Source organism: Pseudomonas putida (genome assembly GCF_028682175.1).
GTDB classification, from domain to species: domain Bacteria; phylum Pseudomonadota; class Gammaproteobacteria; order Pseudomonadales; family Pseudomonadaceae; genus Aquipseudomonas; species Aquipseudomonas putida_AD.
Window position 1 is genome coordinate 61405 of sequence record NZ_JANHKS010000020.1, and the last position, 24270, is coordinate 85674.

22 protein-coding genes and 4 tRNA genes are annotated in these 24270 nt (G+C 62.1%); 12 read left to right on the forward strand and 14 right to left on the reverse strand.

All coding sequences use genetic code 11. The features are described from left to right. Nucleotides 1-178 precede the first annotated feature (178 nt). Nucleotides 179-1213, forward strand: a complete 1035-nt coding sequence (gene pstS, locus NPS29_RS15645; RefSeq protein ID WP_400781895.1) for a phosphate ABC transporter substrate-binding protein PstS — start codon at nucleotides 179-181, stop codon at nucleotides 1211-1213. A gap of 37 nt (nucleotides 1214-1250) precedes the next feature. Here the strand turns inward: pstS and NPS29_RS15650 are convergent, their stop codons facing one another. The 8 genes from NPS29_RS15650 to rluD all read right to left on the reverse strand — a co-directional run bounded on the left by NPS29_RS15650 (nucleotide 1251) and on the right by rluD (nucleotide 7153). Further along, nucleotides 1251-1532 (reverse strand): hypothetical protein, encoded by a 282-nt coding sequence (locus NPS29_RS15650; protein ID WP_274133643.1) that lies wholly within the window; start codon nucleotides 1530-1532, stop codon nucleotides 1251-1253. Between the two features lie 280 nt (nucleotides 1533-1812). Further along, nucleotides 1813-1889, reverse strand: a tRNA-Pro gene (locus NPS29_RS15655). 95 nt (nucleotides 1890-1984) lie between these two features. After that, nucleotides 1985-2060: transfer RNA gene (locus tag NPS29_RS15660), tRNA-Lys, on the reverse strand. Between the two features lie 6 nt (nucleotides 2061-2066). Further along, nucleotides 2067-2143: transfer RNA gene (locus NPS29_RS15665), tRNA-Pro, on the reverse strand. Between the two features lie 20 nt (nucleotides 2144-2163). Further along, a tRNA-Asn gene (locus tag NPS29_RS15670) sits at nucleotides 2164-2239 on the reverse strand. A 358-nt stretch (nucleotides 2240-2597) separates the two neighbouring features. Beyond that, nucleotides 2598-5162, reverse strand: a complete 2565-nt coding sequence (gene clpB / locus NPS29_RS15675) for an ATP-dependent chaperone ClpB (RefSeq protein WP_274133644.1) — start codon at nucleotides 5160-5162, stop codon at nucleotides 2598-2600. Nucleotides 5163-5456: 294 nt separating this feature from the next. Continuing rightward, nucleotides 5457-6182, reverse strand: coding sequence for a peptidoglycan editing factor PgeF (gene pgeF, locus NPS29_RS15680; protein ID WP_274133674.1), 726 nt, complete (start codon nucleotides 6180-6182; stop codon nucleotides 5457-5459). An 8-nt stretch (nucleotides 6183-6190) separates the two neighbouring features. Beyond that, on the reverse strand, nucleotides 6191-7153 hold the full coding sequence (rluD, locus tag NPS29_RS15685) for a 23S rRNA pseudouridine(1911/1915/1917) synthase RluD (RefSeq protein WP_274133645.1): 963 nt from the start codon (nucleotides 7151-7153) through the stop codon (nucleotides 6191-6193). A 151-nt stretch (nucleotides 7154-7304) separates the two neighbouring features. Here rluD and NPS29_RS15690 point away from each other — a divergent pair, with 151 nt between their 5' ends. The 4 genes from NPS29_RS15690 (at nucleotide 7305) to NPS29_RS15705 (ending at nucleotide 11630) form a co-directional block, all read left to right on the forward strand. After that, nucleotides 7305-8321 carry an outer membrane protein assembly factor BamD gene (locus tag NPS29_RS15690; RefSeq protein ID WP_274133646.1) on the forward strand — a complete coding sequence of 339 codons (1017 nt, stop codon included), beginning with the start codon at nucleotides 7305-7307 and terminating at the stop codon, nucleotides 8319-8321. A gap of 144 nt (nucleotides 8322-8465) precedes the next feature. Beyond that, entirely contained in the window at nucleotides 8466-8705 is a 240-nt protein-coding gene (locus tag NPS29_RS15695; protein ID WP_274133647.1) for a PP0621 family protein, read from the forward strand. Further along, nucleotides 8695-10287, forward strand: a complete 1593-nt coding sequence (locus NPS29_RS15700; RefSeq protein WP_274133648.1) for a sensor histidine kinase — start codon at nucleotides 8695-8697, stop codon at nucleotides 10285-10287. The genes NPS29_RS15695 and NPS29_RS15700 overlap by 11 nt, the downstream gene beginning before the upstream one ends. Nucleotides 10288-10289: 2 nt before the next feature. Then, nucleotides 10290-11630, forward strand: coding sequence for a sigma-54-dependent transcriptional regulator (locus tag NPS29_RS15705; RefSeq protein WP_274133649.1), 1341 nt, complete (start codon nucleotides 10290-10292; stop codon nucleotides 11628-11630). A gap of 235 nt (nucleotides 11631-11865) precedes the next feature. Here the strand turns inward: NPS29_RS15705 and thiO are convergent, their stop codons facing one another. Continuing rightward, entirely contained in the window at nucleotides 11866-12990 is a 1125-nt protein-coding gene (gene thiO, locus NPS29_RS15710; RefSeq protein ID WP_274133650.1) for a glycine oxidase ThiO, read from the reverse strand. Nucleotides 12991-13180: 190 nt separating this feature from the next. Here thiO and NPS29_RS15715 point away from each other — a divergent pair, with 190 nt between their 5' ends. The 6 genes from NPS29_RS15715 to NPS29_RS15740 are packed head-to-tail and all read left to right on the forward strand — an operon-like array spanning nucleotide 13181 to nucleotide 20434. Beyond that, nucleotides 13181-13723, forward strand: a complete 543-nt coding sequence (locus tag NPS29_RS15715) for a GspH/FimT family pseudopilin (RefSeq protein WP_274133651.1) — start codon at nucleotides 13181-13183, stop codon at nucleotides 13721-13723. Further along, on the forward strand, nucleotides 13723-14280 hold the full coding sequence (gene pilV, locus NPS29_RS15720; RefSeq protein ID WP_337993895.1) for a type IV pilus modification protein PilV: 558 nt from the start codon (nucleotides 13723-13725) through the stop codon (nucleotides 14278-14280). The genes NPS29_RS15715 and pilV (NPS29_RS15720) overlap by 1 nt, the downstream gene beginning before the upstream one ends. After that, complete coding sequence (locus NPS29_RS15725) at nucleotides 14277-15080, forward strand: PilW family protein (RefSeq protein ID WP_274133653.1); 804 nt, start codon at nucleotides 14277-14279, stop codon at nucleotides 15078-15080. Before pilV (NPS29_RS15720) ends, NPS29_RS15725 begins: the two co-directional genes overlap by 4 nt. Next, nucleotides 15077-15631 carry a pilus assembly PilX family protein gene (locus NPS29_RS15730; protein ID WP_274133654.1) on the forward strand — a complete coding sequence of 185 codons (555 nt, stop codon included), beginning with the start codon at nucleotides 15077-15079 and terminating at the stop codon, nucleotides 15629-15631. The genes NPS29_RS15725 and NPS29_RS15730 overlap by 4 nt, the downstream gene beginning before the upstream one ends. A 23-nt stretch (nucleotides 15632-15654) precedes the next feature. After that, on the forward strand, nucleotides 15655-20016 hold the full coding sequence (locus NPS29_RS15735) for a pilus assembly protein (protein ID WP_274133655.1): 4362 nt from the start codon (nucleotides 15655-15657) through the stop codon (nucleotides 20014-20016). Nucleotides 20017-20026: 10 nt separating this feature from the next. Next, nucleotides 20027-20434 (forward strand): type IV pilin protein, encoded by a 408-nt coding sequence (locus NPS29_RS15740; RefSeq protein WP_274133656.1) that lies wholly within the window; start codon nucleotides 20027-20029, stop codon nucleotides 20432-20434. Nucleotides 20435-20444: 10 nt separating this feature from the next. On the opposite strand, the gene NPS29_RS15745 is transcribed toward NPS29_RS15740, so the two are convergent. From NPS29_RS15745 to pilV (NPS29_RS15760), 4 genes are read right to left on the reverse strand one after another with little or no spacing between them, the layout of a single operon-like run. Beyond that, the gene (locus NPS29_RS15745) at nucleotides 20445-20867 is read right to left on the reverse strand and encodes a type IV pilin protein (RefSeq protein ID WP_274133657.1); all 423 of its coding nucleotides are present in this window, start codon (nucleotides 20865-20867) and stop codon (nucleotides 20445-20447) included. Nucleotides 20868-20879: 12 nt separating this feature from the next. Then, nucleotides 20880-21359, reverse strand: a complete 480-nt coding sequence (locus NPS29_RS15750) for a pilus assembly PilX family protein (protein WP_274133658.1) — start codon at nucleotides 21357-21359, stop codon at nucleotides 20880-20882. Nucleotides 21360-21370: 11 nt separating this feature from the next. Next, the gene (locus NPS29_RS15755; protein ID WP_274133659.1) at nucleotides 21371-22072 is read right to left on the reverse strand and encodes a PilW family protein; all 702 of its coding nucleotides are present in this window, start codon (nucleotides 22070-22072) and stop codon (nucleotides 21371-21373) included. Further along, the gene (gene pilV, locus NPS29_RS15760) at nucleotides 22069-22524 is read right to left on the reverse strand and encodes a type IV pilus modification protein PilV (RefSeq protein ID WP_274133660.1); all 456 of its coding nucleotides are present in this window, start codon (nucleotides 22522-22524) and stop codon (nucleotides 22069-22071) included. Before pilV (NPS29_RS15760) ends, NPS29_RS15755 begins: the two co-directional genes overlap by 4 nt. Before the next feature lie 170 nt (nucleotides 22525-22694). Between pilV (NPS29_RS15760) and NPS29_RS15765 the strand changes: the two genes are divergently transcribed. Beyond that, the gene (locus NPS29_RS15765; RefSeq protein ID WP_274133661.1) at nucleotides 22695-23198 is read left to right on the forward strand and encodes a GspH/FimT family protein; all 504 of its coding nucleotides are present in this window, start codon (nucleotides 22695-22697) and stop codon (nucleotides 23196-23198) included. Nucleotides 23199-23215: 17 nt separating this feature from the next. On the opposite strand, the gene ispH is transcribed toward NPS29_RS15765, so the two are convergent. Continuing rightward, nucleotides 23216-24163 carry a 4-hydroxy-3-methylbut-2-enyl diphosphate reductase gene (gene ispH, locus NPS29_RS15770; RefSeq protein WP_274133662.1) on the reverse strand — a complete coding sequence of 316 codons (948 nt, stop codon included), beginning with the start codon at nucleotides 24161-24163 and terminating at the stop codon, nucleotides 23216-23218. Nucleotides 24164-24270 lie beyond the last annotated feature (107 nt).

Consider the following 24270-nt stretch of genomic DNA (forward strand, 5'->3'; position numbering starts at 1 on the left):
CGATGGGCCGGTCCTGAAAAGACTGACTGGAGTCTATACCGGGTGCCGGCAATGCGCACGGATCAGAGGCCCGCGCCCCGAAGGGTGCACTCGGTTACTTCCTGTCATAAAAACGTTCTGTTTACTGTGATCCCATTGAGACATCACACCCGAATCGTTCGATCACAGGAAAACATTCATGTTTCAACGCTCCCGCTTGATGCTGGCTACCGGCCTTGGCATTGCACTGAACCTCTCTCTGATGAACGGCGCCAGCGCGGCACAGGAAGTGACCGGCGCGGGCTCCACCTTCATCTATCCGGTGCTCTACAAGTGGGCCACTGACTACGACCAGAAGACCGGCGTCAAAGTGAACTATCAGAGCATCGGTTCAGGCGCTGGCGTGGCTCAGATCAAGGAAGGCGCAGTGGACTTCGGCGCCACCGACATGCCACTGCGCTCGGCCGATCTGCAGACGCTGGGCCTGCAACAATTCCCGTCGGTGATTGGCGGTGTGGTGCCGGTGATCAACGTGGCGTCGATCAAACCCGGCAGCCTCAAGTTCAGCGGCCCGGTGCTGGCCGACATCTACCTGGGCAAGATCACCCAGTGGAACGACCCTGCCCTGGCGGCGCTGAACCCGGAGATGAAGCTGCCTGCCGACAAGATCAACGTCGTGTACCGCTCGGATGATTCGGGCACCACGTTCAACTGGGCGAGCTACCTGTCCAAGGTCAGCAACGACTGGAAGAGCAAGGTGGGCTCGGGCACTTCGGTGAAGTGGCCGGTGGGCATCGGCAGCAAAGGCAGTGAGGGCGTGGCGTCCTACGTGAAGAAGATGCCGAACTCCATTGGCTACGTCGAATACGCCTACATCAAACAGCAGGGCCTGAACTTCGGCCTGTTGCAGAACGCCGCCGGGCACTTCGTTGCGCCGAGCACTGAAAGCTTCCAGGCCGCTGCCGCCACGGCCGACTGGAAAAGCGCCAAGGATTTCGACCTGTCGATGCTCAACGCGCCGGGCGACAACGCCTACCCCATCACCGCCGCGACGTTCATCGTGATGTACAAGCAGCCCAAGAACGCCGATCGTCAGAAAACCGTGCAGGACTTTTTCCGCTGGACTTTGGAAAGCGGTCAGGATCACGCACGGGCGCTGGACTTCGCACCTATCCCCGGTGACCTGAAGAACCAGATCGAAGCCTATTGGGGCGACGCCCCCAAGGCGCAATAAACCGCAGATTGACCAGGTGAGCGCAGAAACCCTGCGCTCACCGCCCAGACAATCGGTCGAGCAACGCGCTCTTCTCTTCCAGCACTGCGGACTTCCTGGCGATTTCCGCGCGTGCCTGCTCGATGCGCGAGCGCCCTGCCTCCACCGCAGCCTCGTGGGAATCAAACAGGCTGTCTGGTGCGTACCATTTGCCCTTGATGGAGCGGTCGTTCTGGCCGTCCGCCGTAGGGCCGACCAATTCGACTTCAAGCACGACGAAGCTGCGGGTCAACACCCAGGCGGTGTAGGGATAGCTGCGGATGTTTCTGCTGTGCCTCATGGTGGTGTCTCATTGATGAGGTTTTCTGCGTGATAGACGCCTCGCAAGCAGGCGAAGCCGTCGAATGGCTGCCAATGATACCTAGCGCTGTATATATTTTCATATAGCGAAAAGCGGCAGAATGCCAGGCAGTGCCGCCATCAACGGCGCAAAGGCTAACGGGTGCGGGGATTGAAAAGCCGGAAACGAAAAAAGGCGCCCCGAAGGACGCCTTTTTTGTTGGCTCAGCGCGAGTGGCGCTGTGACCTTGTTTTCTACCCGGATACAGCCTGGGCGAAAATGGTCGGGGTAAGGGGATTCGAACTCCTGACATCCTGCTCCCAAAGCAGGCGCGCTACCGGACTGCGCTATACCCCGGTGTTACAAAAATACGCCCCTTGGGGCGTATTTCAAGCGGGTGACGCAACTGACGTCACTCCCTAAGATTCAACCCGATGAAGCCAGGCCAAAAATGGTGGGTCGTGTAGGATTCGAACCTACGACCAATTGGTTAAAAGCCAACTGCTCTACCAACTGAGCTAACGACCCAAAAAATGGTCGGGGTAAGGGGATTCGAACTCCTGACATCCTGCTCCCAAAGCAGGCGCGCTACCGGACTGCGCTATACCCCGACGGTACTACTTCTGGAAATTGGCTCCGTGACCAGGACTCGAACCTGGGACCCAATGATTAACAGTCATTTGCTCTACCGACTGAGCTATCACGGAACTATTCAATTTCAGATGCAGCGTTTGACGCGCTTCGATACAACAAATTCAGTACTTCTTTGCGAAACGAATCCCGCACCTACTGCCCTGAATCTACTGCATTTTCAGCCTCTTCGACCTGTCTGCATCGCTGCGTTCACGTCTCTGAGGCGCGCTATTCTACATTCCCAGAAACAGGTGTCAACCCTCTAAATTGCTTTTAATCCAATGATTTGCAACTTTTTTTCGAGAAGGCCTCCTGGCCGCAAAAAACAGGTCCGAGACAAGCGCAGATCTTGTCCGTTGCAGCACGGCTTGCCGGCGGGCAATAAAAAGGGCGCCCATCAGGAGCGCCCTCGTCTTTCTATATAGAAGCCAATCAGACGAACGCGATCTCGTCGTCCACTACCGTGCCCTTGATGCTGGTGCCTGGCATGAAGCTGCCCGACAGGATCAACTGCGCCAGCGGGTTTTCGATCCAGCGCTGGATCGCACGCTTAAGTGGCCGTGCGCCATACACCGGGTCGTAACCCACCGCGATCAGTTTCTCCAGCGCCTCAGGCGCCAGTTCAAGGCTCAGGTCACGCTCGGCCAGACGCTGGCGCAGACGGCCCAGCTGGATCTCGGTAATGCCCGCGATCTGGTCATGGCCCAGCGGCTCGAAGATCACCACTTCGTCGACCCGGTTGATGAACTCCGGACGGAAATGCGTCGTCAGGGCGTCCATCACAGCAGCACGCTGCGCCTCGCGATCACCCACCAGCTCCTGGATGCGTGCAGAGCCCAGGTTGGAGGTCATGACGATCACCGTGTTGCGGAAATCGACAGTGCGGCCGTGGCTGTCGGTCAGGCGACCATCTTCGAGCACCTGCAACAGAATGTTGAAGACGTCCGGATGGGCCTTCTCGACCTCGTCCAGCAGGATTACCGAATACGGCTTGCGACGCACCGCCTCGGTCAGGTAGCCGCCCTCTTCATAGCCGACGTAGCCCGGTGGCGCACCGATCAGCCGTGCCACGGAATGCTTCTCCATGAACTCGGACATGTCGATGCGCACCATCGCCTCTTCGATGTCGAACAGGAACTCCGCCAGCGCCTTGCACAGCTCGGTCTTGCCCACGCCGGTCGGGCCCAGGAACATGAACGAGCCGCTGGGGCGATTCGGGTCGGACAACCCGGCACGGGAACGACGCACGGCGTTGGAAACCGCCACCACGGCCTCGTTCTGCCCGATCACCCGCTCATGCAGCAGGCTTTCCATCTTCAGCAGCTTGTCGCGCTCGCCCTCGAGCATCTTCGACACAGGAATGCCGGTCCACTTGGAAACCACCTCGGCGATTTCTTCCTCGGTCACCTTGCTGCGCAGCAACTGGTTCTCAGGCTTGCCGTGCTGGTCGACCATCTGCAGGCTGCGCTCCAGATCCGGAATCACCCCGTATTGCAGCTCGGCCATGCGATTGAGGTCGCCACGGCGGCGCGCCGCTTCCAGCTCCTGACGGGACTGTTCAATCTTCTGCTGGATCTGCGCAGAACCTGTGACCTCGGCTTTTTCCGAAGTCCAGATCTCTTCCAGATCGGCGTACTCACGCTCCAGACGGATGATTTCTTCCTGGAGTTTTTCGAGGCGCTTGATCGCGGGCTCGTCGTCTTCCTTCTTCAGCGCCTGGGATTCAACCTTGAGCTGAATCAGACGGCGTTCGAGGCGGTCCAGCACTTCGGGCTTGGAGTCGATCTCCATGCGAATGCGGCTGGCGGCTTCGTCAATCAGGTCGATGGCCTTGTCCGGCAGTTGCCGGTCAGTGATGTAGCGATGGCTGAGCTTGGCCGCCGCGATGATCGCGCCGTCGGTGATCGCCACCTTGTGGTGGACCTCGTAGCGCTCCTTGAGGCCACGCAGGATCGCAATGGTGTCCTCTTCGCTCGGCTCGTCCACCAGCACTTTCTGGAAGCGCCGCTCGAGGGCCGCATCCTTCTCTATATATTGGCGGTATTCGTTGAGGGTCGTGGCGCCCACGCAATGCAGCTCGCCACGGGCCAGCGCCGGCTTGAGCATGTTGCCGGCGTCCATCGAACCCTCAGCCTTGCCCGCGCCGACCATTGTGTGCAGCTCGTCGATGAACAGGATGATCTGGCCTTCCTGCTTGGACAGCTCGTTGAGCACGGCCTTCAGGCGCTCTTCGAACTCACCGCGGAACTTGGCACCGGCGATCAGCGCGCCCATGTCCAGGGACAGCAGACGCTTGCCGCGCAGGCCGTCAGGCACTTCGCCATTGATGATGCGCTGGGCGAGACCCTCGGCAATGGCGGTCTTACCCACCCCAGGCTCACCGATCAGTACCGGGTTGTTCTTGGTCCGACGCTGCAACACCTGGATGGTGCGGCGAATCTCGTCGTCACGGCCGATCACCGGGTCGAGCTTGCCGTCCTCGGCTCGCTTGGTCAGGTCGACGGTGTATTTGTCCAGCGCCTGGCGTGACTCTTCGGCGTTCGGGTCGTTGACCGCATCGCCGCCGCGAAGGTTGCTGATGGCGTTTTCCAGCGCCTTCTTGCTCACGCCCTGACCGAGCAGCAGCTTGCCCAGCTTGCTGTTCTCGTCCATGGCGGCTAGCAACACCAGCTCGCTGGAGATGAACTGGTCGCCCTTCTGCTGGGCCAGACGGTCGGCCTGGTTGAGCAGGCGCGCCAGATCCTGCGACATGTTGACGTCGCCGGTAGGGTTTTGAATTTTCGGCAGTTGGTCCAGCTCCTTGCTCAACGCCTTGCGCAGGCTGTTGATGTCGAAGCCGACCTGCAGCAGCAGGGGTTTGATCGAACCACCCTGCTGTTCGAGCAGCGCCTGCATCAGGTGCGCAGGCTCGATGGCGGGATGGTCCATGCCCACCGCCAGGGATTGGGAATCAGATAAAGCGAGCTGTAATTTGCTGGTTAAACGGTCAATACGCATTGGTCACCTTCCTAATGGGCAGGCCGGAGCAATGAACACACCTTAATAAAGAAAACCTGCCAGATAGCCCTTAGATGTGGCCGATTGCACAGGATTCAAGCGGTGAGTGCTTGACAGAGATCAATTTAGCTTGTTGGCGGGGAATTTGAAGCAGCAATGGCCTCTTCGCAACTTGCGCGCATCCCTGTAGGAGTGAGCTTGCTCGCGATGGCGTTTGTTCATTCAGTGTTGTGGGGACTGATCTTGTGCTATCGCGAGCAAGCTCACTCCTACAGGATCACGCCAGGCGTGCGGCTACTGCTCGATCCACACCAAGGACGCAAAACGCCCGGTGCGTGCGCCGCGGCGATAGGAGAAGAAACGCTCGTCGTTGTAGGTCGACCAGCCGCCGCCGTACACCGCCGTGACGCCGTGGGCTGCCAGGCGCAAACGCGCCAGTTGGTAGATATCGGCCATGAACTTGCCGGCATTGACGCTCGGCACAAAGGCTTCTGCCGTATCAGGATGGGTGGCCATGAAGGCATCGCGCACTTCCGGGCCGACTTCAAAGGCTTGCGGACCGATGGACGGGCCGAGCCAGACCAGAATGTCCGAAGGAGTATCAGCAAAGCTGTCCACCGTCGCCTCCAGCACACCCGCCGCCAGCCCCCGCCACCCGGCGTGGGCCGCCGCAACCTGGGTGCCCTGGCGATTGCAGAACAGCGCAGGCAGGCAATCGGCCGTCATGATGGTGCAGGCAACGCCCGGGATCTTGCTCCAGCTGGCATCAGCCTGCATTACCTGGCCCGGCGTGGCCTGAACCACATCAATGCCGTGTACCTGTTTCAGCCAGGCGGGCTGTACGTTCAGCCGGGAGGTCAGCAGCGAACGGTTGTGGGCAACCGCGGCTGGATCGTCATCGACGTGATCGCCCAGGTTGAAGCTGTCGAATGGCGCGACGCTGACGCCGCCCGCTCGCGTCGTGACGCACGCCTTGATGCCGACCGGCGCAGGCCAGTCGGGAGTCAGCCATTGCGTCACGAAGTCACTCATCCGATGAACGCCTCGCGATCCTGCTTGAGCAGCGACAGCAGCCAGACGAAATCATCCGGCAGCGGCGACTCCCAGCTCATCCGTTGACCGGTCGTCGGATGATCCAGCTCCAGGAAGCGCGCGTGCAGCGCCTGGCGGGGGAAGTTCTTCAAGGATTCGACCATCGTCACGCTGGCCGCAGGCGGAATGCGGAAGCGGCCGCCGTAGGCCGGATCGCCCACCAGCGGGAAATTGATGTGCGCCATGTGTACGCGAATCTGGTGGGTACGGCCGGTTTCCAGCTTGACCCGCACATGGGTGTGGGAGCGGAAACGCTCCAGCACGCGATAGTGGCTGACGGCTGGCTTGCCGCCTTCCATTACCGCCATGCGCTGGCGCTGCTGGCCGTGACGCCCGATCGGCGCGTTGATCTTGCCGCCGGCGGTCACCACGCCGATCACGATGCACTCGTAGATCCGGCTGACGCTGCGCGCCTGCAACTGGGTGACCAGTTGGGTCTGCGCCTGAATGGTCTTGGCCACCACCATAAGGCCGGTGGTGTCCTTGTCCAGACGGTGCACGATGCCGGCACGCGGGACGTTGATGATGTCCGGCACGTGGTGCAGCAAGGCGTTGAGCAGGGTGCCATCAGCGTGGCCTGCCGCCGGATGCACGACCAGCCCGGCCGGTTTGTTGATGACCAGAATCTGGTCGTCTTCATAGACGATATCCAGTTCGATGTCCTGCGCCACCCACTCTCCCTGAGCTTCCTGCTCGGCCTGCAGAAGCAGAACGGCACCGCCATGAACGATGTCACGCGGGCGCAGAACGCCTCCGTCCACGGTCAGGCGGCCGTCTTTGATCCAGGCGGAAAGGCGCGAGCGCGAGTGCTCGGCGAAGAGTTGGGCGGCGACCTGGTCGAGGCGTTGACCGCCCAATTCGGACGGCACCTCTGCGCGAAGTTCAATGATCTCAGACATGCTCAAACTAGGAGGTGGCACTGGCCTTTGGTTTCGGCTGTGCGCTTGTGGTTAAATACGGCGTCTTTTGTCCCGGGGGTTCCACGGGGCGCCCATCATAACAGGACGGTCCTGCGCAAGACAGCAGGCCGTTATAGGGACGCAAGCCGCCATGCAAGTGAAACACCTGCTGCTGATAGCCATCCTCGGACTTACCGCTGCCTGTTCTTCGAAGAAAGAAGTCATCGACGAAAACCTCAGTGAAGTCGAGCTGTACCAGCAGGCGCAGGCCGACCTGGACAACAACAGCTACAACAGCGCGAGCGAAAAACTCAAGGCGCTGGAATCGCGCTATCCGTTCGGTCGCTACGCCGACCAGGCGCAGCTGGAGCTGATCTACGCCAACTACAAGAACGGTGAGCCTGAGGCCGCGAAATCCGCAGCCGAGCGTTTCATCCGCCTGCACCCCCAGCACCCGAACGTCGACTACGCCTACTACCTCAAGGGCCTGACCTCGTTCGACCAGGACGTGGGCATCATTGCGCGCTTCCTGCCGCTGGACCAGACCAAGCGTGACCCGGGCGCCGCCCGTGACTCGTACAACGAGTTCGCACAGCTGACCAGCCGCTATCCGAACAGCCGCTACGCGCCGGACGCCAAGCAACGCATGATCTACCTGCGTAACCTGCTGGCGGCCTATGAAATCCACGTGGCCGACTACTACCTGACCCGTCAGGCCTATGTCGCCGCCGTGAACCGTGGCCGCTACGTGGTGGAAAACTTCCAGGAAACCCCATCGGTCGGCGACGGCCTGGCGGTCATGGTCGAAGGCTATCAGCGTCTGCACCTGGACGACCTGGCCGACACCAGCCTGCAAGTCCTGAAAGCCAACTACCCGGATCACCCGCAACTGGCCGATGGCAAGTTCGAAGCCCGTACCCCGGATCCTGACAACCGTTCGTGGCTGTCCAAGGCCACCCTGGGCCTGATCGAGAGCCGTCCGCCGCTGCCGCCGGGAGAAACCCGCGCCAACCAGGACGTGATCAAGCAGTACCAGGACGCCAAGGACGCCATCCCGGCCGACCTGCTGCCTGAAAACCAGACGGAAGAGCCGAAGAACGACGACGCGGACGGCACCCCGAAAAGCCGCTCGATCTTCAGCTACATGACCTTCGGCCTGTTCGACTGATTCAGTCGCAGCCCCTGAGTCACTGAGAAAGAGGTCCTACGGGACCTCTTTTTCGTTTCTGACACGCCAAGGCGCCGTAGACGACTGTGCGCCCGCCAGTGCCTTGGCTAAACTGCGGCATCCTCACTCAATAAGCTGGTAGACATGATTCGCTTGATTATGTGGGTCGCCCTGATCTGGTTGGCGATCTGGTTCTTCAAACGCGTGACCAAACGCCCTGCGCCCCGACCACGGCCTGCCGCGCCGCCCATCGATGCCGCGCCCATGGTGCGCTGTGCCCAGTGCGGCGTGCACCTGCCCCGTGACCGCGCGCTGAGCCAGAACGAACAGTGGTACTGCACCGAAGCCCACCGGCTACAGGGCCCGGCAGCACGTGACCGCTGAAACCCTGTCGCTGGTCACGGCGCAGGCCCAGCGTATCCTGCGGCTCTACCACCTCTACCGCCTGAGCATCGGCATTCTGCTGGTGCTGCTGATTTCCAGCAGCCTGGATGCCGAACTGCTGCAAATGGCCGATATCGAACTGTTTCGCACCGGCTGCTGGCTCTATCTGGTGTTCAACATTCTGGTGGTCGTACTGCTCGAACGGCCGACGCGCCAAGGCCATCTGTTCACTTTGGCGCTGGCCGACGCCTGCATGCTGTGCGCCCTGTTCTATGCCGGAGGCGGCGCACCCAGCGGCCTGGGCAACCTGATCGTGGCCTCGGTGGCGATCAGCAACGTGCTGCTGCGCAAACGTACCGGACTGTTGATCGCCGCGATTTCAGCCATCGGCATCATCTACCTGACGTTTTTCATCAGCTACAACAAGCCTGCAGCGGCCAATCATTTCGTCCAGGCCGGGTCCCTTGGCGCCCTGTGCTTCGCCGCCGCCCTGCTGGTGCAGGCACTGGCGCGCCGGCTGCAGGCCAGCGAAGACATCGCCGAACGGCGCGCGGCCGACGTCGACAACCTCGAAGAACTCAACGCGCTGATCCTGCAGCGCATGCGCACCGGCATTCTGGTACTCGACGCCGAGCGCAAGGTGCTGCTGGCCAACCACAGCGCCTTGGCGCTACTGGGCCACGAGCATCTGCTTGGCGAAATCATCGACCCCTACTCTCCGCAGTTGGTCGAGCGTCTGCGGCAATGGCAGATCAACCCGTCCATGGCGCCGCGAAGCATTACCACTTCGGCAATCGGCCCTGTGCTGCGCCCCGGCTTCATTGCCTTGAACCGTGACAGCCAGCGCCACACCCTGATCTTCATTGATGACCTGTCAAAAATCTCCCAGCAGGCCCAGCAACTCAAGCTCGCGGCCCTGGGCAGGCTGACCGCCGGCATCGCCCACGAGATCCGCAACCCGCTGGGCGCCATCAGCCACGCGGCCCAGCTGCTCCATGAATCCGAGGAACTGACCGGTCCCGACCGGCGTCTGAGTGAAATCATTCAAGATCAATCGCGACGGATGAATCTGGTGATCGAGAACGTCTTGCAGCTGTCCCGCCGACGTCAGACCGAACCGCACCTGCTTGACCTCAGGCAGTGGCTCGAAGGATTCGTCAGCGACTTGCGTTCCCGACTGCCCGAAGACCAGGCAGTGCATCTGGAAATCGGCCCCGGCGCCCTCACCACCCGCATGGATGCCGAGCAGCTTGTGCAAGTCGTGACTAACCTGACCCAGAACGGCTTGCGCTACAGTGGTCAGATGCATGCACGCGCTCAAGTCTGGCTGCGACTGTTTCACGCACCCCACAGCGAGCTGCCAAGCCTTGAGGTGCTGGATAATGGTCCCGGTGTCGCCAGAGAGCACCTGAGCAAGCTCTTCGAACCATTTTTCACCACTGAAAGCAAAGGGACCGGCCTGGGCCTGTATCTTTCGCGGGAACTGTGCGAAAGCAATCAGGCGAACCTGGACTACACACCACGGGAAGGTGGCGGAAGCTGTATGCGGATCACCTTCGCCCATCCGTTCAAATTGAGTTGAAGATGAGCCAACGGCAAAAGATCCTGATCGTCGACGATGAGCCGGACATTCGCGAATTACTGGAGATCACTCTGGGGCGGATGAAGCTGGACACTCGCAGTGCGCGCAACGTCAAGGAAGCTCAAGACTGGCTCGCCCGCGAACCCTTCGACCTGTGCCTGACCGACATGCGCCTGCCAGACGGCAACGGCCTGGAACTGGTGCAGCACATCCAGAAGCGCCACACCCAGGTGCCGGTGGCGATGATCACCGCGCACGGCAGCCTCGACACAGCGATCCATGCCCTGAAAGCCGGTGCCTTCGACTTCCTCACCAAGCCCGTGGACCTGGGTCGCCTGCGCGAGCTGGTCGGCAGCGCGCTGCGCCTGCACATGGCGCCGTCCAACGAAAACAGCATCGACAACCGCCTGCTCGGCAATTCACCGCCCATGCAGGCCTTGCGCAAGCAGATCGGCAAGCTGGCGCGCAGCCAGGCGCCGATCTACATCAGCGGCGAGTCAGGCAGCGGCAAGGAACTGGTCGCCAGGCTGATCCACGAACAAGGCCCGCGGATCGACAAGCCATTCGTGCCGGTCAACTGCGGCGCGATTCCTACGGAACTGATGGAAAGCGAATTCTTCGGCCATCGCAAAGGCAGCTTCACCGGGGCCCACGAAGACAAGCCGGGGCTGTTCCAGGCGGCCAACGGCGGTACGTTGTTTCTCGATGAAGTGGCCGACCTGCCGCTGGCGATGCAGGTGAAACTGCTGCGCGCCATCCAGGAGAAATCCATCCGCGCGGTGGGCGGGCAGCAGGAGCAAGTGGTCGATGTGCGCGTGTTGTGCGCCACCCACAAGGACCTGAGCGTCGAAGTCGCGGCCCAGCGCTTCCGACAGGATCTGTATTACCGCCTCAACGTCATCGAACTGCGCGTGCCGCCGCTGCGCGAACGCCGCGAAGACATCGAGGAAATCGCCAACAATGTCCTGCGCCGCCTGGCCGAAGGCGCCGCCCAGCCCCCTGCCCGCCTTGCCTCGCCGGCACTGACGGCGCTCAAGGGCTACCGCTTTCCCGGCAACGTTCGCGAACTGGAGAACATGCTCGAACGGGCCTACACCCTGTGCGAAAACGACCAGATCAACGCCGACGACCTGCGCCTGGCAGAACCGGTCACGGTCAACGAACAGGACGGCCCGAGCCTGGCCGACATCGACAATCTGGAAGATTACCTGGAGAGCATCGAGCGCAAGCTGATCCTCCAGGCCCTCGAAGAGACCCGCTGGAACCGCACGGCAGCCGCGCAACGGTTGAGCCTGACGTTCAGGTCGATGCGCTATCGGTTGAAGAAGTTGGGGTTGGAGTAGTTTCCAAAGGGCCCCTAGCAGTCCGTGGGCTGGACCGATTGACTTGTGGGAGCGGGCTTGCCCGCGAAAGCGTCACGTCTGGCGCTTTGGTAGCGCTTGATCCGCCAACTTCGCGGGCAAGCCCGCTCCCACAGTTCTGAGCCGGACAATACTCACAATCACATAGCAATCCCGTAGCAGTCCGGCTTGCCGGCGGGAGCGTTCTCAAGATCGCTGACGCCGGCAAGCCGGACTGCTACGGGGTCTCGACCGTTTGTTGGCCAAGGGCTGCGAGCGCTGGCGCATACGGCGCCGGATCGATGATCGGCACGTCGCCCACCAGCAAATCCGTCAGCAACTGGCACGACGCCGGCGCCAGCACCAGGCCGTTGCGGAAATGCCCGCAGTTGAGCCACAGCCCGTCATGCCCCGGCACCGGGCCGATGAACGGAATGCCATCCGGGGACCCCGGGCGCAGCCCTGCCCAGTGCCCGACCACCTCGGCATCGGCCAGGGCCGGGATCAGTTCCACTGCCGACGCTTTCAGGCTTTGCAGCGCCACATCTGTGGGGGTCTTGTCGTAGCCTTCGTGCTCCAGCGTGCTGCCGATCAGAATGTGGCCGTCACGGCGAGGAATCGCGTATCGGCCCTTGGCGAGGATCATGCTGGGGAGAAAGTCGGATGCGCATTTGTACAGAATCATCTGGCCCTTGACCGGCTCAACCGGCAATTGCAGCCCGAGCCTGGCGAGCAGATCACCGCTCCAGGCACCGGCAGCCAGCACTACGCTGTCACCCAGGATGTCGCCTTGCGGTGTGCTTACGCCGATGATCCTGTCGCCATCGCGCACGAAATCACTGACTTCGCACTGCTCGTGAAGGGTCACGTTAGGCAGCGCCAGCAGTGCCGCCTTCAGGGATTTGACCAGTCGCGGGTTGCGCACGTTGGCGATGTCGGCCATGTGAATCGCCCGGGTAAAACCGCCGCCCATCACCGGCACTGCGTCGTAGACCGCCGAGATATCCACAGAGGCCAGCGGCCGCCCGACCCGTGCAGCCCATTCCAGCGCCTGCTGTTCGTCGTCCAGATCCAGCCAGTACAAACCGGTACGGTGGACTTCCGGATCGATCCCCGTGGCATCGAGCAGACGCTCGCCCAACTGCGGATAGAAATCCTGGGACCAATGCGCCAGCGCCGTGACCGCCGGGTTGTAGCGCCAGGGATAAAGCGGTGAAACGATACCGCCGCCCGCCCAGGAAGACTCCTGACCGACACCGGAACGGTCGAGCAACACCACGCTCTGAACCTTTGCCGCGAGATTGAAGGCCGTCAGCAGACCAATGACGCCACCACCGACGATTACCACGTGTTGCCTGGACATGCAGAACCCGATCATCAAGAGGAAACAATCGCCGGCCACTGCCCGACTTCCTGCGGACAAACCGACTCCATTACCGTCAAAAATCAGTACCATGCCGCTGATCCGGCGAATAGCCCCGGACATCCACTACATAGCGACTTTCAACCTGAGTAGTATCACCATATTTCAAACGAAAAATGGAATTTCCTTGATGGGTTTCAGCTCTGGTCTTACGCGCCTGCATTCGCGTCGCAGCTGGCAAGGTCCTTCCGGGGGCAATAGCGGCGGGTTTACCCTGATCGAGCTGATCTTGGTCGTGGTGATCGTGGGCATCTTTGCGGCCTTCGCCATGCCCAGCCTGACCTCCATGCTGCACCGCATGAACGTACGGGCAGCCTCGGACGAACTCTACGATCTACTCCAGTACGCCCGCGCAGAGGCCGTGACCCGCGGCACGTCCGTGACCATCCAGGCCCCGGGCGCCACCAGCACCAACTGGACCGGCAACATCACCGTCAACATCACGTCCAGCGGCGCGAACCTGCGCCAGGTGGGCAGCTCAGGCCTGCAATCAGGCATCGCGGTCACCACATCCGTCGGCAGCGTCGCCTTTTCCCCGACCGGTACGGCGTCGGCGTCGGCGTGCTTTCAGATCAGCTACCCGAACGATGCCGGCGTCACCACCCAATTCATCAACCTGCAGTCCAGCGGCCGCGTGACCGCGCCTGCCACGACACGGCCATCGGGGTGCTGATGAAGACCTTCAACCGCCAGCGTTGCCAGGGCTTCAGCATGATCGAAGTGCTGGTGAGCCTGATCATCATCGTGATTGGCGTATTGGGCATGGTGGCCCTGCAAAGCAAGGCAATCCCGTACACCCAGGACTCGGTACAGCGCAATACCGCGATCATGCTGGTGGACGATCTGGTGGAGATCATTCGCAGCGCGCCCCAGGACTGCGGCACCGCGAATTCCTGCCTCAAGGCGCCGGGCGCATCCTTCACCACTCCGAGCGTTGCCTGCATTCCGACGCCGACGGCGGTGAGCGATCAGATCGGCTGCTGGGCACAAAGGGCCAGCGCGGCATTGCCCGGTGCGGGTGCGCTGCTGGCCAGCAGCAGCTTCTTCATCTGCCGCAGCCTCATCCCCGGGGATGAAGGCACCAGTTCCTGCGCCACCACCAACACCACTAATACCGACCTGGAGATTCAGGTGGCCTGGACCGTGAAGAGCGCGGCGGAATGTCTGAACGGCAACAATGCCACGACTCCCGGCATCTGTACCTACCGATTGAGGACCCGAGTCCAATGAATGCAGCCGTGATGCGCAGCCGCCAGCGCGGCCTGTCTCTCATCGAGTTGATGGTGGCGATGGTGATCGGGCTGTTCCTGATCCTGGGCGTCACTCAGATCTTCATCAGCAACCAGCGCAGCTATCTGTTTCAACAGGGCCAGGTGGGCAACCAGGAAAACGGCAGGTTCACCCTGGCGCTCCTCAGCCAGGAGTTGCTCAAGGCGGGCTATCGCAGCAACCTGGGCGTCCTCATTCCGAGGGACACCACGACGCTGGCCAACTGCTCGTTCAATGAAGGCAGCTCGGTGGCGGCAGTCTCCGCGACCTCACTGTGCATCCAGTACCAGGCGACCGGCAAACGCGACGTCAATTGCCAGGGCACCGCGCTGGCCTCTGCCGATCAGGACAGCATCCTCACTCCCTATTCGGTAAAGCCCGAGAACGTCGCCTCACGTCCCAAGATTGTCGAAAAGATAACCTTCGACTCCAGCACCAACTCCATCACCTGCACCAACGGCACAACGACACAGCAACTGGTGACCGGCGTTCGCGACCTGCGTTTCGAATACGGCACCGGCACACTCGAGAAGACCGTCAGCACTTTCAGCAGCACTCCCGACGCCAACGCGCCCATTGGCGCGGTGCGCTACAGCGCGTTGATGCAAAGCCCGGGTACCGCAACCATCCGGGACTCGACCGCGCAGATTTCACCTGCGCTGGCGGACTGGAACACGCGCTACGGCACCACCTATAACGACGTGAGCAGTATCTACCAGATCGTCCAGGGCACCATTATGGTCAGGAATCAGATGCCATGAGCCGCGCACTCGCACACCCTTTCCACTCCCCTGCCCGCGGACAAAAAGGCGCGACACTGCTCGTAGCCATCATGATGCTGCTGATCATCACCCTGCTGGCCGTCTCCAGCATGCGCGGGGTTTCGCTGGAGTCACGCATCACCGGCAACCTCAAGCAGCAGAAGACACTGACCAACGCCGCAGAGGCCGCGTTGCGTATCGGTGAGCAAAGCATCGAGTCATGGGAGTGCACCGCCATGGCCGGCAACACGAACAAGCCGTGCATGGCCAAGCCTGCTGTTGCGGTCAATGGTGACTATCCGGCCGCGTTCACGGCAGCCAACAACGCCTATCTGAATACCGTGAACGGCTACGAAGTGCAGGTGCAGTGGTACGTCACCGACCTCAAGTTCATCGATGGCCCGGCCCAGGACGGCTGTGGATTGACGAAAAAGCCCTGCGGGCAGCGTTACTACGAAATCACCGCCTGCGCCTCCACGGTACTCTGCACCAGCGATAACGTGACCCAGCGGGTGATCCTGCGCAGCATTTTTGCCGTATCCGACTCATGAGTGCACACCGACAGCGACCGACCATGAATAAGCCCAACACGCTCAGCAGTTTCATCGTTGCCCTCGCTTGCCTGCTGCCCTTCCCGGCGGCGCAGGCAGCCGTGAGCCAGGTTCCGGCGCAACTGCCTCTGTTCGTCAACAACTCGGTGCCGCCCTTGAACATGCTGGTGGTCGGGCGCGACCACAAGCTGTTCTTCCCGGCCTACAACGACGCCTCCGACCTGGACGGCGACGGCTCCATCGACATTCGCTACAAGCCTTCGATCACCTACCTGGGCTATTTCGACTCCAACACCTGCTACACCCATAACGGCAGCTACTTCACCGCCACTGCTGCGGCCACCAACAAGACTTGCAGCGGCAACTGGAGCGGCGACTACCTGAACTACCTGACCACTTCCCGCGCCGATGCCTTGCGCAAAGTGCTCTACGGCGGCTATCGCAGCACCGACAACGACTCGACGATCCTGGAGCGGGCCTACATCCCGACCGACGCGCACACCTGGGGCAAGGAATACACCAGCCGCACCGTGGACGGATACGACCTGTCCGACTACACCCCATTCTCCAACCCCGCTGCCGGCAACCGCACACTGTTCGCCAACAACACGCAGTCGACGCTGGTCGGCCCGCTGCTGCGGGTGCTGCCCAACATCGCCAACGTGCGGATTTTCGGCTGGGTGTCCCGCGAGTCCGTGCAGGGCGGCTCCACGGCCACCAACACCTCCTTCAGGGACATCGCCGTCACGCCCACCGATTACATCGTCCGCGTGCAGGCGTGCAAGACCAACTTTCTGGAAAGCAACTGCAAGCTCTACCCCAACGGGAAATACAAGCCAACCGGCATCCTTCACGACTTCGGTGAAGGTAACCAGATGTACTTCGGGCTGATGACCGGCACCTACCAGAACAACCTGCAAGGCGGCGTGCTGCGCAAGGCGATCAGCAGCTTCGCCAACGAGATCAACGCGTCCACCGGCGTGTTCATCACGCGCAACGCGCTGAACTTCAGGACCGGCATCGTCGGTACCCTCGACGGTCTGACCCTCACCAACACCGGCTGCACCAGCCAGGGCAACTCGATCACCAACGGCTCCTGCCAGTCGTGGGGCAACCCGCTGGCCGAGATGATGTTCGAGACCCTGCGCTATTTCAGCGGCGAGACGAATCCGACTGCCAGCTACGCCGCAGGCCTGGGTGACACCAACCTGGCATTGAGCAGCCTGACCAGCTGGACCAACCCCTATTCGTCCACCCCCGATGCCAACGCCACGAACCCGACCTACCCAAGCTGCTCCAAGCCCTTCCAGACGTTGTTCAGCGACGTGAACCCAAGCTACGACTCCGACTTGCCCGGCAGCGCCTACAGCACCGCCGCCTCCCCGCCCGTACCGACCGCGTTGAACGGCTACAGCGCACAGACCCAGGGGCAGACGATCTGGAACACCGACGTCGGCGCCGGCAACAAGAACATCAACATCGGCCAGACCCCGACCGTCAGCGATACTGCGCCGACCGCCAAGGTGGCTTCGAGCCTGGGCAACATTCGCGGGCTTCCGGAGGAAGCGACCAAGCAAGGCACCTTCAACGCAGGCTCCGTGGCGTATTTTGCCAACACCAACCCGATCACCTCGCTGGGCAACCAGAAAGTCCAGACGTTCTCCATCGCCCTGTCGTCGACCCTGCCACGCATCCAGATGCCGGTCGGCAACGGCACCATCACCCTGCTGCCCTTCGGCAAGGTGACCAACAACGACACCAACGAACAGCTCACCGGTTTCTACATCGACTCGATGTACAACATGCCGGGGCAGCCGACCGACAACACGGTCAACGGCGGCCGCGCCCAGGCGGTATTCCGCGTGGTTTACGACGACAGCGGCCAGGGCGGCGACTACGACATGGACGCCATCGTGCTGTACACGGTGTCCGTCATCGGCTCCGGCGCTACCGCCACCCTCAGCGTGACCTCGGAGACCGTGTATTCGGTGGCCGGCTTCGAATCGCACATGGGCTACACGATTTCCGGCACCACGGCCGACGGCATCTATCTGGAAGTGACGGGGGGCGGCAACGGCAACACCCGCTATTCGTTCGACACCCCAGGTTCCCAGGCGCCAGGCTCGTGCATCGGCGTGACCTGCCCCCTGCTGCCCGGCATGAAGTCAGGCAGCACCCAGGTCAACGGCAGCACCTCGCACACGCGCATCTTTACCCCATCCTCCACACGCTCGGTGACCAACCTCAATGATCCACTGTGGTATGCGGCCAAGTGGGGCGGCTTCGGTGACTCGAGCAACACCAGCACTAGCGTGCCGGTCAGCGGACAGTGGGATTCGAACAACAGCGGAACGCCCAACAACTACTTCCTGGTCAGCAACGCTGCGACCCTGAAGGATCAATTGTCCTCCGCGTTCAACCAGATCCTGCAGGCCAACAGCTCGGTTTCGACCCCGTCGGTAGTCCCGGCGCTGGGCACCAGCAGTTCGGCGTCGACCTACCTCAACAGCCTGAACGTGGCGACCTGGAGCGGTGACCTCATCAAGACCACCACCACGTTCACTTCCACCAACCCGACCGGCAGCACGGTGCAGAACTGGTCCGCCTCGGCGCAGATGCCGCTCTGGAACCAGCGCAACATCCAGATGGCGAACCAGGCTGGCAACGCACTGCTGCCGTTCACATTCACCAACCTCGGCACCCGGACCTTCGCCGGTGTTGCCCTGCAGACCACCCTGACGTCCGATCAGGTGGACTTCATCAAGGGCGACACCAGCAAGGCGACTTCGAACTTCCGACGCCGCGCCTCGCTGATCGGTGACCTGGTGAACTCCTCGCCGGTGGTGGTCGATACCGCCCTCTACGACGCCAACGTTGCCGACACGCTCAATGGCACGCCGGGCACCTACGCAGCGTTCACCACCGCCCAGAGCACCCGCCGCGGGCAGGTCTATGTCGGCGCCAACGACGGGATGCTGCACGGGTTCGACACCGCGACAGGGGTCGAGAAGTTCGCGTTCATACCCTCGGCCGTCATCTCCAACCTCAGCGCCCTGACCAACAAGGACTACAACTCCAACTCCTCGCTGCACCGCTACTTCGTGGACAGCACGCCGGTGGTCGCGGACGTTTTCATCGGCACCGGATGGCGCACTATCCTGGTCGGCACGCTGGGCGCAGGCGGGCGTGAAGTCTTTGCGCTGGACATCACCAACCCCGACAGCGTCAGCCTGTTGTGGGAGTTCACCTCGCAGAACGACGTCGATCTGGGTTCGACCTTCTCGATTCCGAAGATCGTCAAACTGCACACCGGTGATTGGGGGGTCATTTTTGGCAACGGGTACAACGGCAACAACGGCAACGCCTCACTGTTCGTGCTCAATGCCGCGACGGGCGCGGTCATCAGCAAGCTGACCACCTCGGTTACCGGCAACAACGGCCTGTCGTCCCCGACCATCCTGGACGCCAACGCCGACGGCATCGCCGACTACGTCTATGCCGGCGACCTGCTGGGCAACATGTGGCGGTTCGACCTGATCGGCTCATCGCTGACCGCTGACACTACCGCCGCCAGCTTCAAGGTCGCATTCGCCAACAAGCCGCTGTATACCGCCACGGTCAGTGACACCGCAGGCTCGGCGGCCCAGTCCATCACTGCGGCCCCTTCGGTCAGGGCGCACCCGACAGCGGCAGGCATCCTGGTGATTTTCGGCACCGGGCGCTACTTCGCCTCGGCCGACAAGACCAGTACCGACCTGCAGACGCTATACGGTATCTGGGACAAACAGACCGCAGCGCAAACGGCAAGCTCCACGCCAGTGCTCAGCAGGGCGAGCCTGCAGCAGCAGACCATCACTTCCCAGGTCAACAATGCCAGCTTCGGCACATCGACCAGCACCATCAGGCTGGTCAGCACCAACACCGTGGACTGGACCAGCAAGTCAGGCTGGTATATCAACTTCTCGGTGGGTGGCAGCCTGCTCGGCGAGCGTCTGGTGGACCCACTGACGATCAGTGGCGGCGTATTATTCGCGACGACCCGTACGCCCAGCACCGACGTCTGCAGCCCGGGCGTGACAGGCTGGGTCTATGGCCTGGACCCGGGCACCGGCGGGCGAACCACCTTCACGGTCTTCAACCTGCGCCGCAACGGCACGATCTCAAGCGCCGACAACTACACCGATGGCAACGGCACCAACAACGTGGTCAGCGGCATGGCCATTGCCGGTGGCGGCACCGATATCAGCACGGTCACCGGCGACAAGTATCTGACCGACTCCAGTGGTGGCGGTGGTGGCGTTGGGGGCAGCAACAACCCGATCAAAGTCAACACAGGCTTGAAATTCAACGGGCGCCAGACCTGGCGCTCCATTCCCTATCCATAAGGTGGCAGGCATGCACAATCTTGAACGGCCACAGCGTGGCTTTACCCTCATCGAACTGATGGTCACCGTCGCGATCATCGGTATCCTCGCGGCGGTCGCCTACCCGTCGTACACCAACTATGTAAAACGCGGCTATCGCTCCGAGGCCATTGCACAGCTCAACGACGCCGCGGCCCGCATGGAGCGCTTCTACGCGCAGAACAACAAATACGACGTAGGCTCGGACCTGACCAAGATCGGCACGGCTGCTGCGTCCACCACCGGCCGGTATACGCTGACGATCACCAGTGACACCACCAGCTATACCCTCACCAGCACCCCCCAGGGCAACCAGGCCAGCGACAGCTGCGGCACCTACACCCTCAATCAGGCAGGCGCCAAGACTCCGGACCCGAGCACCACCACCTGCTGGAAATGACCGGGCGGCCTTATCGCCCCCAGCATTGCTGGACACTGGCATCACCCGACATCCCAAGGTTGTCGCGCTTGCCAGTGTTCTCCAGCACGAACGCGCCGCAGCGATCCCCTGCCATGAGCGCGCTGGCTGAAGGCGTCGCCACCAGCACGAATCTGTCTTCGGAGCGCTCGGCCTCGATGGCGTAGAAGCCGTTGCCAGCCGTGACCTCATGCCTGTGCGCGGGCGGCCCGATGACATCTGCGTACTGGGCTGCGCGTGAATGGAAACGCTCCAGCCTTTGTGCCTCTTCAACCAGCAGCGCCGCGATTTCCGAGCGGCGGGCTTTCTTCGAATACTCGGTGTACGCCGGATAGGCGACGCCGGCGAGAATCGCGACGATCGCCACGGCGATCAGCAGTTCGATCATCGAGAATCCCCTGTTGCTGGCTGCCATCTCCCTGCCTCCTCATTGCCGTTGTCGCCACATGATCCGCCGCTCGGCGGTGTGGATGCTCTCAAGCACCGTGCGAGAGCTGCCCTGTATCACCACCGCCGTGATCCGATAGAGCGAAGCAGTTCCGTTGCCATGGGCCGGATCTTCGGTTTGCCCGAGGTGCTGGATGCCGTAGAGCCCACCCGCGCCCGCCAGCCAGTTCACACCTGAACCTCCACCGCTGCCAGCGCCTGAAAGCGTCAAGGCCTCCGGTGGTGGCATGCAGGTGACCGGGCCGGAGCACTGGGGCAGGAGAAAGCCGGGGGCGGCCACCTGCGCTTCACCGGTTCTCAAAACCGTCTCGGCCGCCTGCAACGCCAGGTTGCGTCGTTGCAGGCTGCCCGCCACCTTCTCCTGCAGGGTGGCGTTTTGCATCGATGAGGTGGCAAGCAAAGTCACCAGCACCAGAAATGCCAGGGCGGCGATCAGCACCGCGCCTCGTTCAGCATTCATCTGCGCTCTCCTCAACCGGTACGGTTACGAATGGCGGCGACGACGCTGAAGGTCTGCTCCCGGGTGCGGTCAGCGGGGTCGAGCAGCGTCAATGCCAGGCGCACGCTGCGAATCAACGCGTGGTCGGGTTGCGCGGTGTAGCGGGCAATGCCCGGTGCGTCGGCGGCGCTGGCGACACCGAACAGCACCTCGAACGCACCCACGTTGCTGATCAGCGGCTGGCCGTTGAGGGTCAGCTCGCCAGCGGCTTGATTGAATCGGTAGACCTGTTGATGAATCGCCAGCACGTTCTCGCCTTCGGCAGGTTTCGGCGCTCGCCCTCGTGTCCAGGCAGTGGCCGTGGACGTGCAATCGGTGTGGATTTCCCAGTTGTGCCACGAACCGCTGTCGGCGGGTGCAGTGGTGTTGAGCGTCAACGCGCCTTGGGGTGCATCCCACTGAACCGGTGAGCGAAAGGCCGCCGAGAACGCTGCGCCAGTGCTCTCGTCCCGCACGCTGGCCAGGCAGCCGAACGCACCGGCCAGACGCACCTCCTGAATCATCTTGGCCAGCACGAACCGGGCGTCCTCCTGCAGGCTGGCCGACGCCGCCTGGCTCAGGAAGGTACTGCGGGAGGTGATGAAGATTTGCATCAGGGCCAGCGAAATCACCAGCCCCAGCAACAGCGCCAGCATGATTTCGACCAAGCCGAAGCCGCGGGTTACGCGCTTCAAGGCTGGACACCCCACAGCGGTTTGACCAGGCTGCTCAGGGACAATGTGCGGGTATAACCCTCGGAGCCCTGGGCCCTTGAGTCGTTCCAGTCCACGGTGACCGTCACTCGGCTGCCGGCCACGGCGATGGACGCCTGAACGTTACTGCCGGCCATGCGCCGCAACTGATCGGCGAAGTCGAACAGGTCCTGGTCTCGTGGACTTTCAAGGCTGGCGGCAGACGGCGCCTGGCTGAGGGATGCCAGCGCATAATGGCCGTCGGGGTTGGCGCGAACCCGCTCCAGCAAGTCCTGGGCAACGAAGCTCACCTGGGTGCTGCGCATCGCGCTGTCGGAGTGTTTCAGCGCATTGAGTTGCAACAACGCCACGCCCAGAATGCCGACACCGAGCACCAGCAATGCGACCATCACTTCGATCAGGGTTGCCCCCGCCTGCCCTGCTCCTGCCCCCATCGCTCACCTCCGCAAGTCCCTGTGCAGTGACCATTGAAGCCGATCCGCGACGTCCTGCCCGACGGGTGTGTAACCGCAGCTTGCGGACACACCGGCTGACAATCCGGAGATTGTCTATCCCTCGCAACAGGAGTCTTCTAGGGCGCGCTGAGGCAAGGGAGGGCTGAAACATGAGGCAAGACGGACTGACGCTGCTGGAGTTGCTGGCCGGGCTTGCGCTGCTCGGCATCGTGGCCGCCCTGGCCGCGCCGAGCCTTGGGGCGTTCATCGATTCACAGCGACGCCAGGACACCGCGCAGCAGCTCACCAGCAGCCTGCGCATGGCCCGCGCCGAGGCCATCCTGCGCAATCAGCCGGTGGTGGTGCAGGCAAACGACGGCAACTGGAGCAAGGGCTGGAGCGTGTTCGTAGACAACCGACGCCAGCAGTTGCCGGGCGATGCCGAGTACCTGCTGGCCGAGTTCAGCGGCCACCGGAACGTGAAGGTGATAGGCAACAGCAAGGTGGCCGAGCGGGTAGGTTTCGACCGCGCCGGAAGGCCGCTGGAAAGTGCCAACGGCACGCTGGCGGTGTGTCGCGATGATTCGCCCGCCAGCCATTACCAGGTGGTGATCGCCGTCACCGGCCGGATCATCCTGCGCGACGAGGGCTTCAGCAGCGAGCCCTGCACCTGAGCCCGCTGGCGTTGCGCTTACTGGACCTGCTTGACGCGCAGTTCCTTGGGCATCGAGAAGGTGATGTTCTCTTCGCGCCCTGCCAGCTCGTCAGCGCCCGTGGCACCCCAGGCTTGCAGTTGCTGAATCACGCCGCGCACCAGCACCTCAGGTGCGGAAGCCCCTGCGGTGATGCCGATCCGCTCGACGCCGTCGAACCAGCTGCGCTGCATGTCTTCGGCGCCATCGATCAGGTAGGCCGGGGTCGCCATGCGCTCGGCCAGCTCGCGCAGGCGGTTGGAGTTGGAGCTGTTGGGGCTGCCGACCACCAGCACCACGTCGCACTCGTCAGCCAGCTGTTTCACGGCATCCTGACGGTTTTGCGTGGCGTAGCAGATGTCGTCCTTGCGCGGCCCGCCGATGGCCGGGAAACGAGAACGCAGGGCGTCGATCACGCGGCTGGTGTCGTCCATGGACAGCGTGGTCTGGGTCACGAAGGCGAGCTTCTCGGGGTTTTGCACCTTGAGGTTGGCAACGTCTTCTTCATCCTCGACCAGATAGATCGCGCCGCCATTGCTGGCGTCGTACTGGCCCATGGTGCCTTCGACTTCCGGGTGGCCTTCATGGCCGATCAGGATGCATTCGCGACCATCGCGGCTGTAACGGGCAACCTCGATGTGAACCTTGGTGACCAGTGGGCAAGTGGCGTCGAAGACTTTCAGGCCACGGCCTGCCGCTTCGCTGCGCACGGCCTGGGACACTCCGTGGGCGCTGAAAATGACGATGACGTCGTCCGGCACCTGGTCGAGCTCTTCGACGAAGATCGCGCCACGGCTGCGCAGGTCTTCGACGACGAATTTGTTATGAACCACTTCATGGCGCACGTAGATCGGCGGGCCAAACACTTCCAGCGCGCGATTGACGATTTCGATCGCACGGTCCACCCCGGCGCAGAAGCCACGTGGGTTGGCGAGTTTGATTTGCATGATGTGCCTCGTGTCTTGCGCGCAAGAAATAGCGAAAACGATAAAAACAATTGTAGGAGTGAGCTTGCTCGCGATGAGGACCTTTCCTTCAACATAGGTGTTGAATG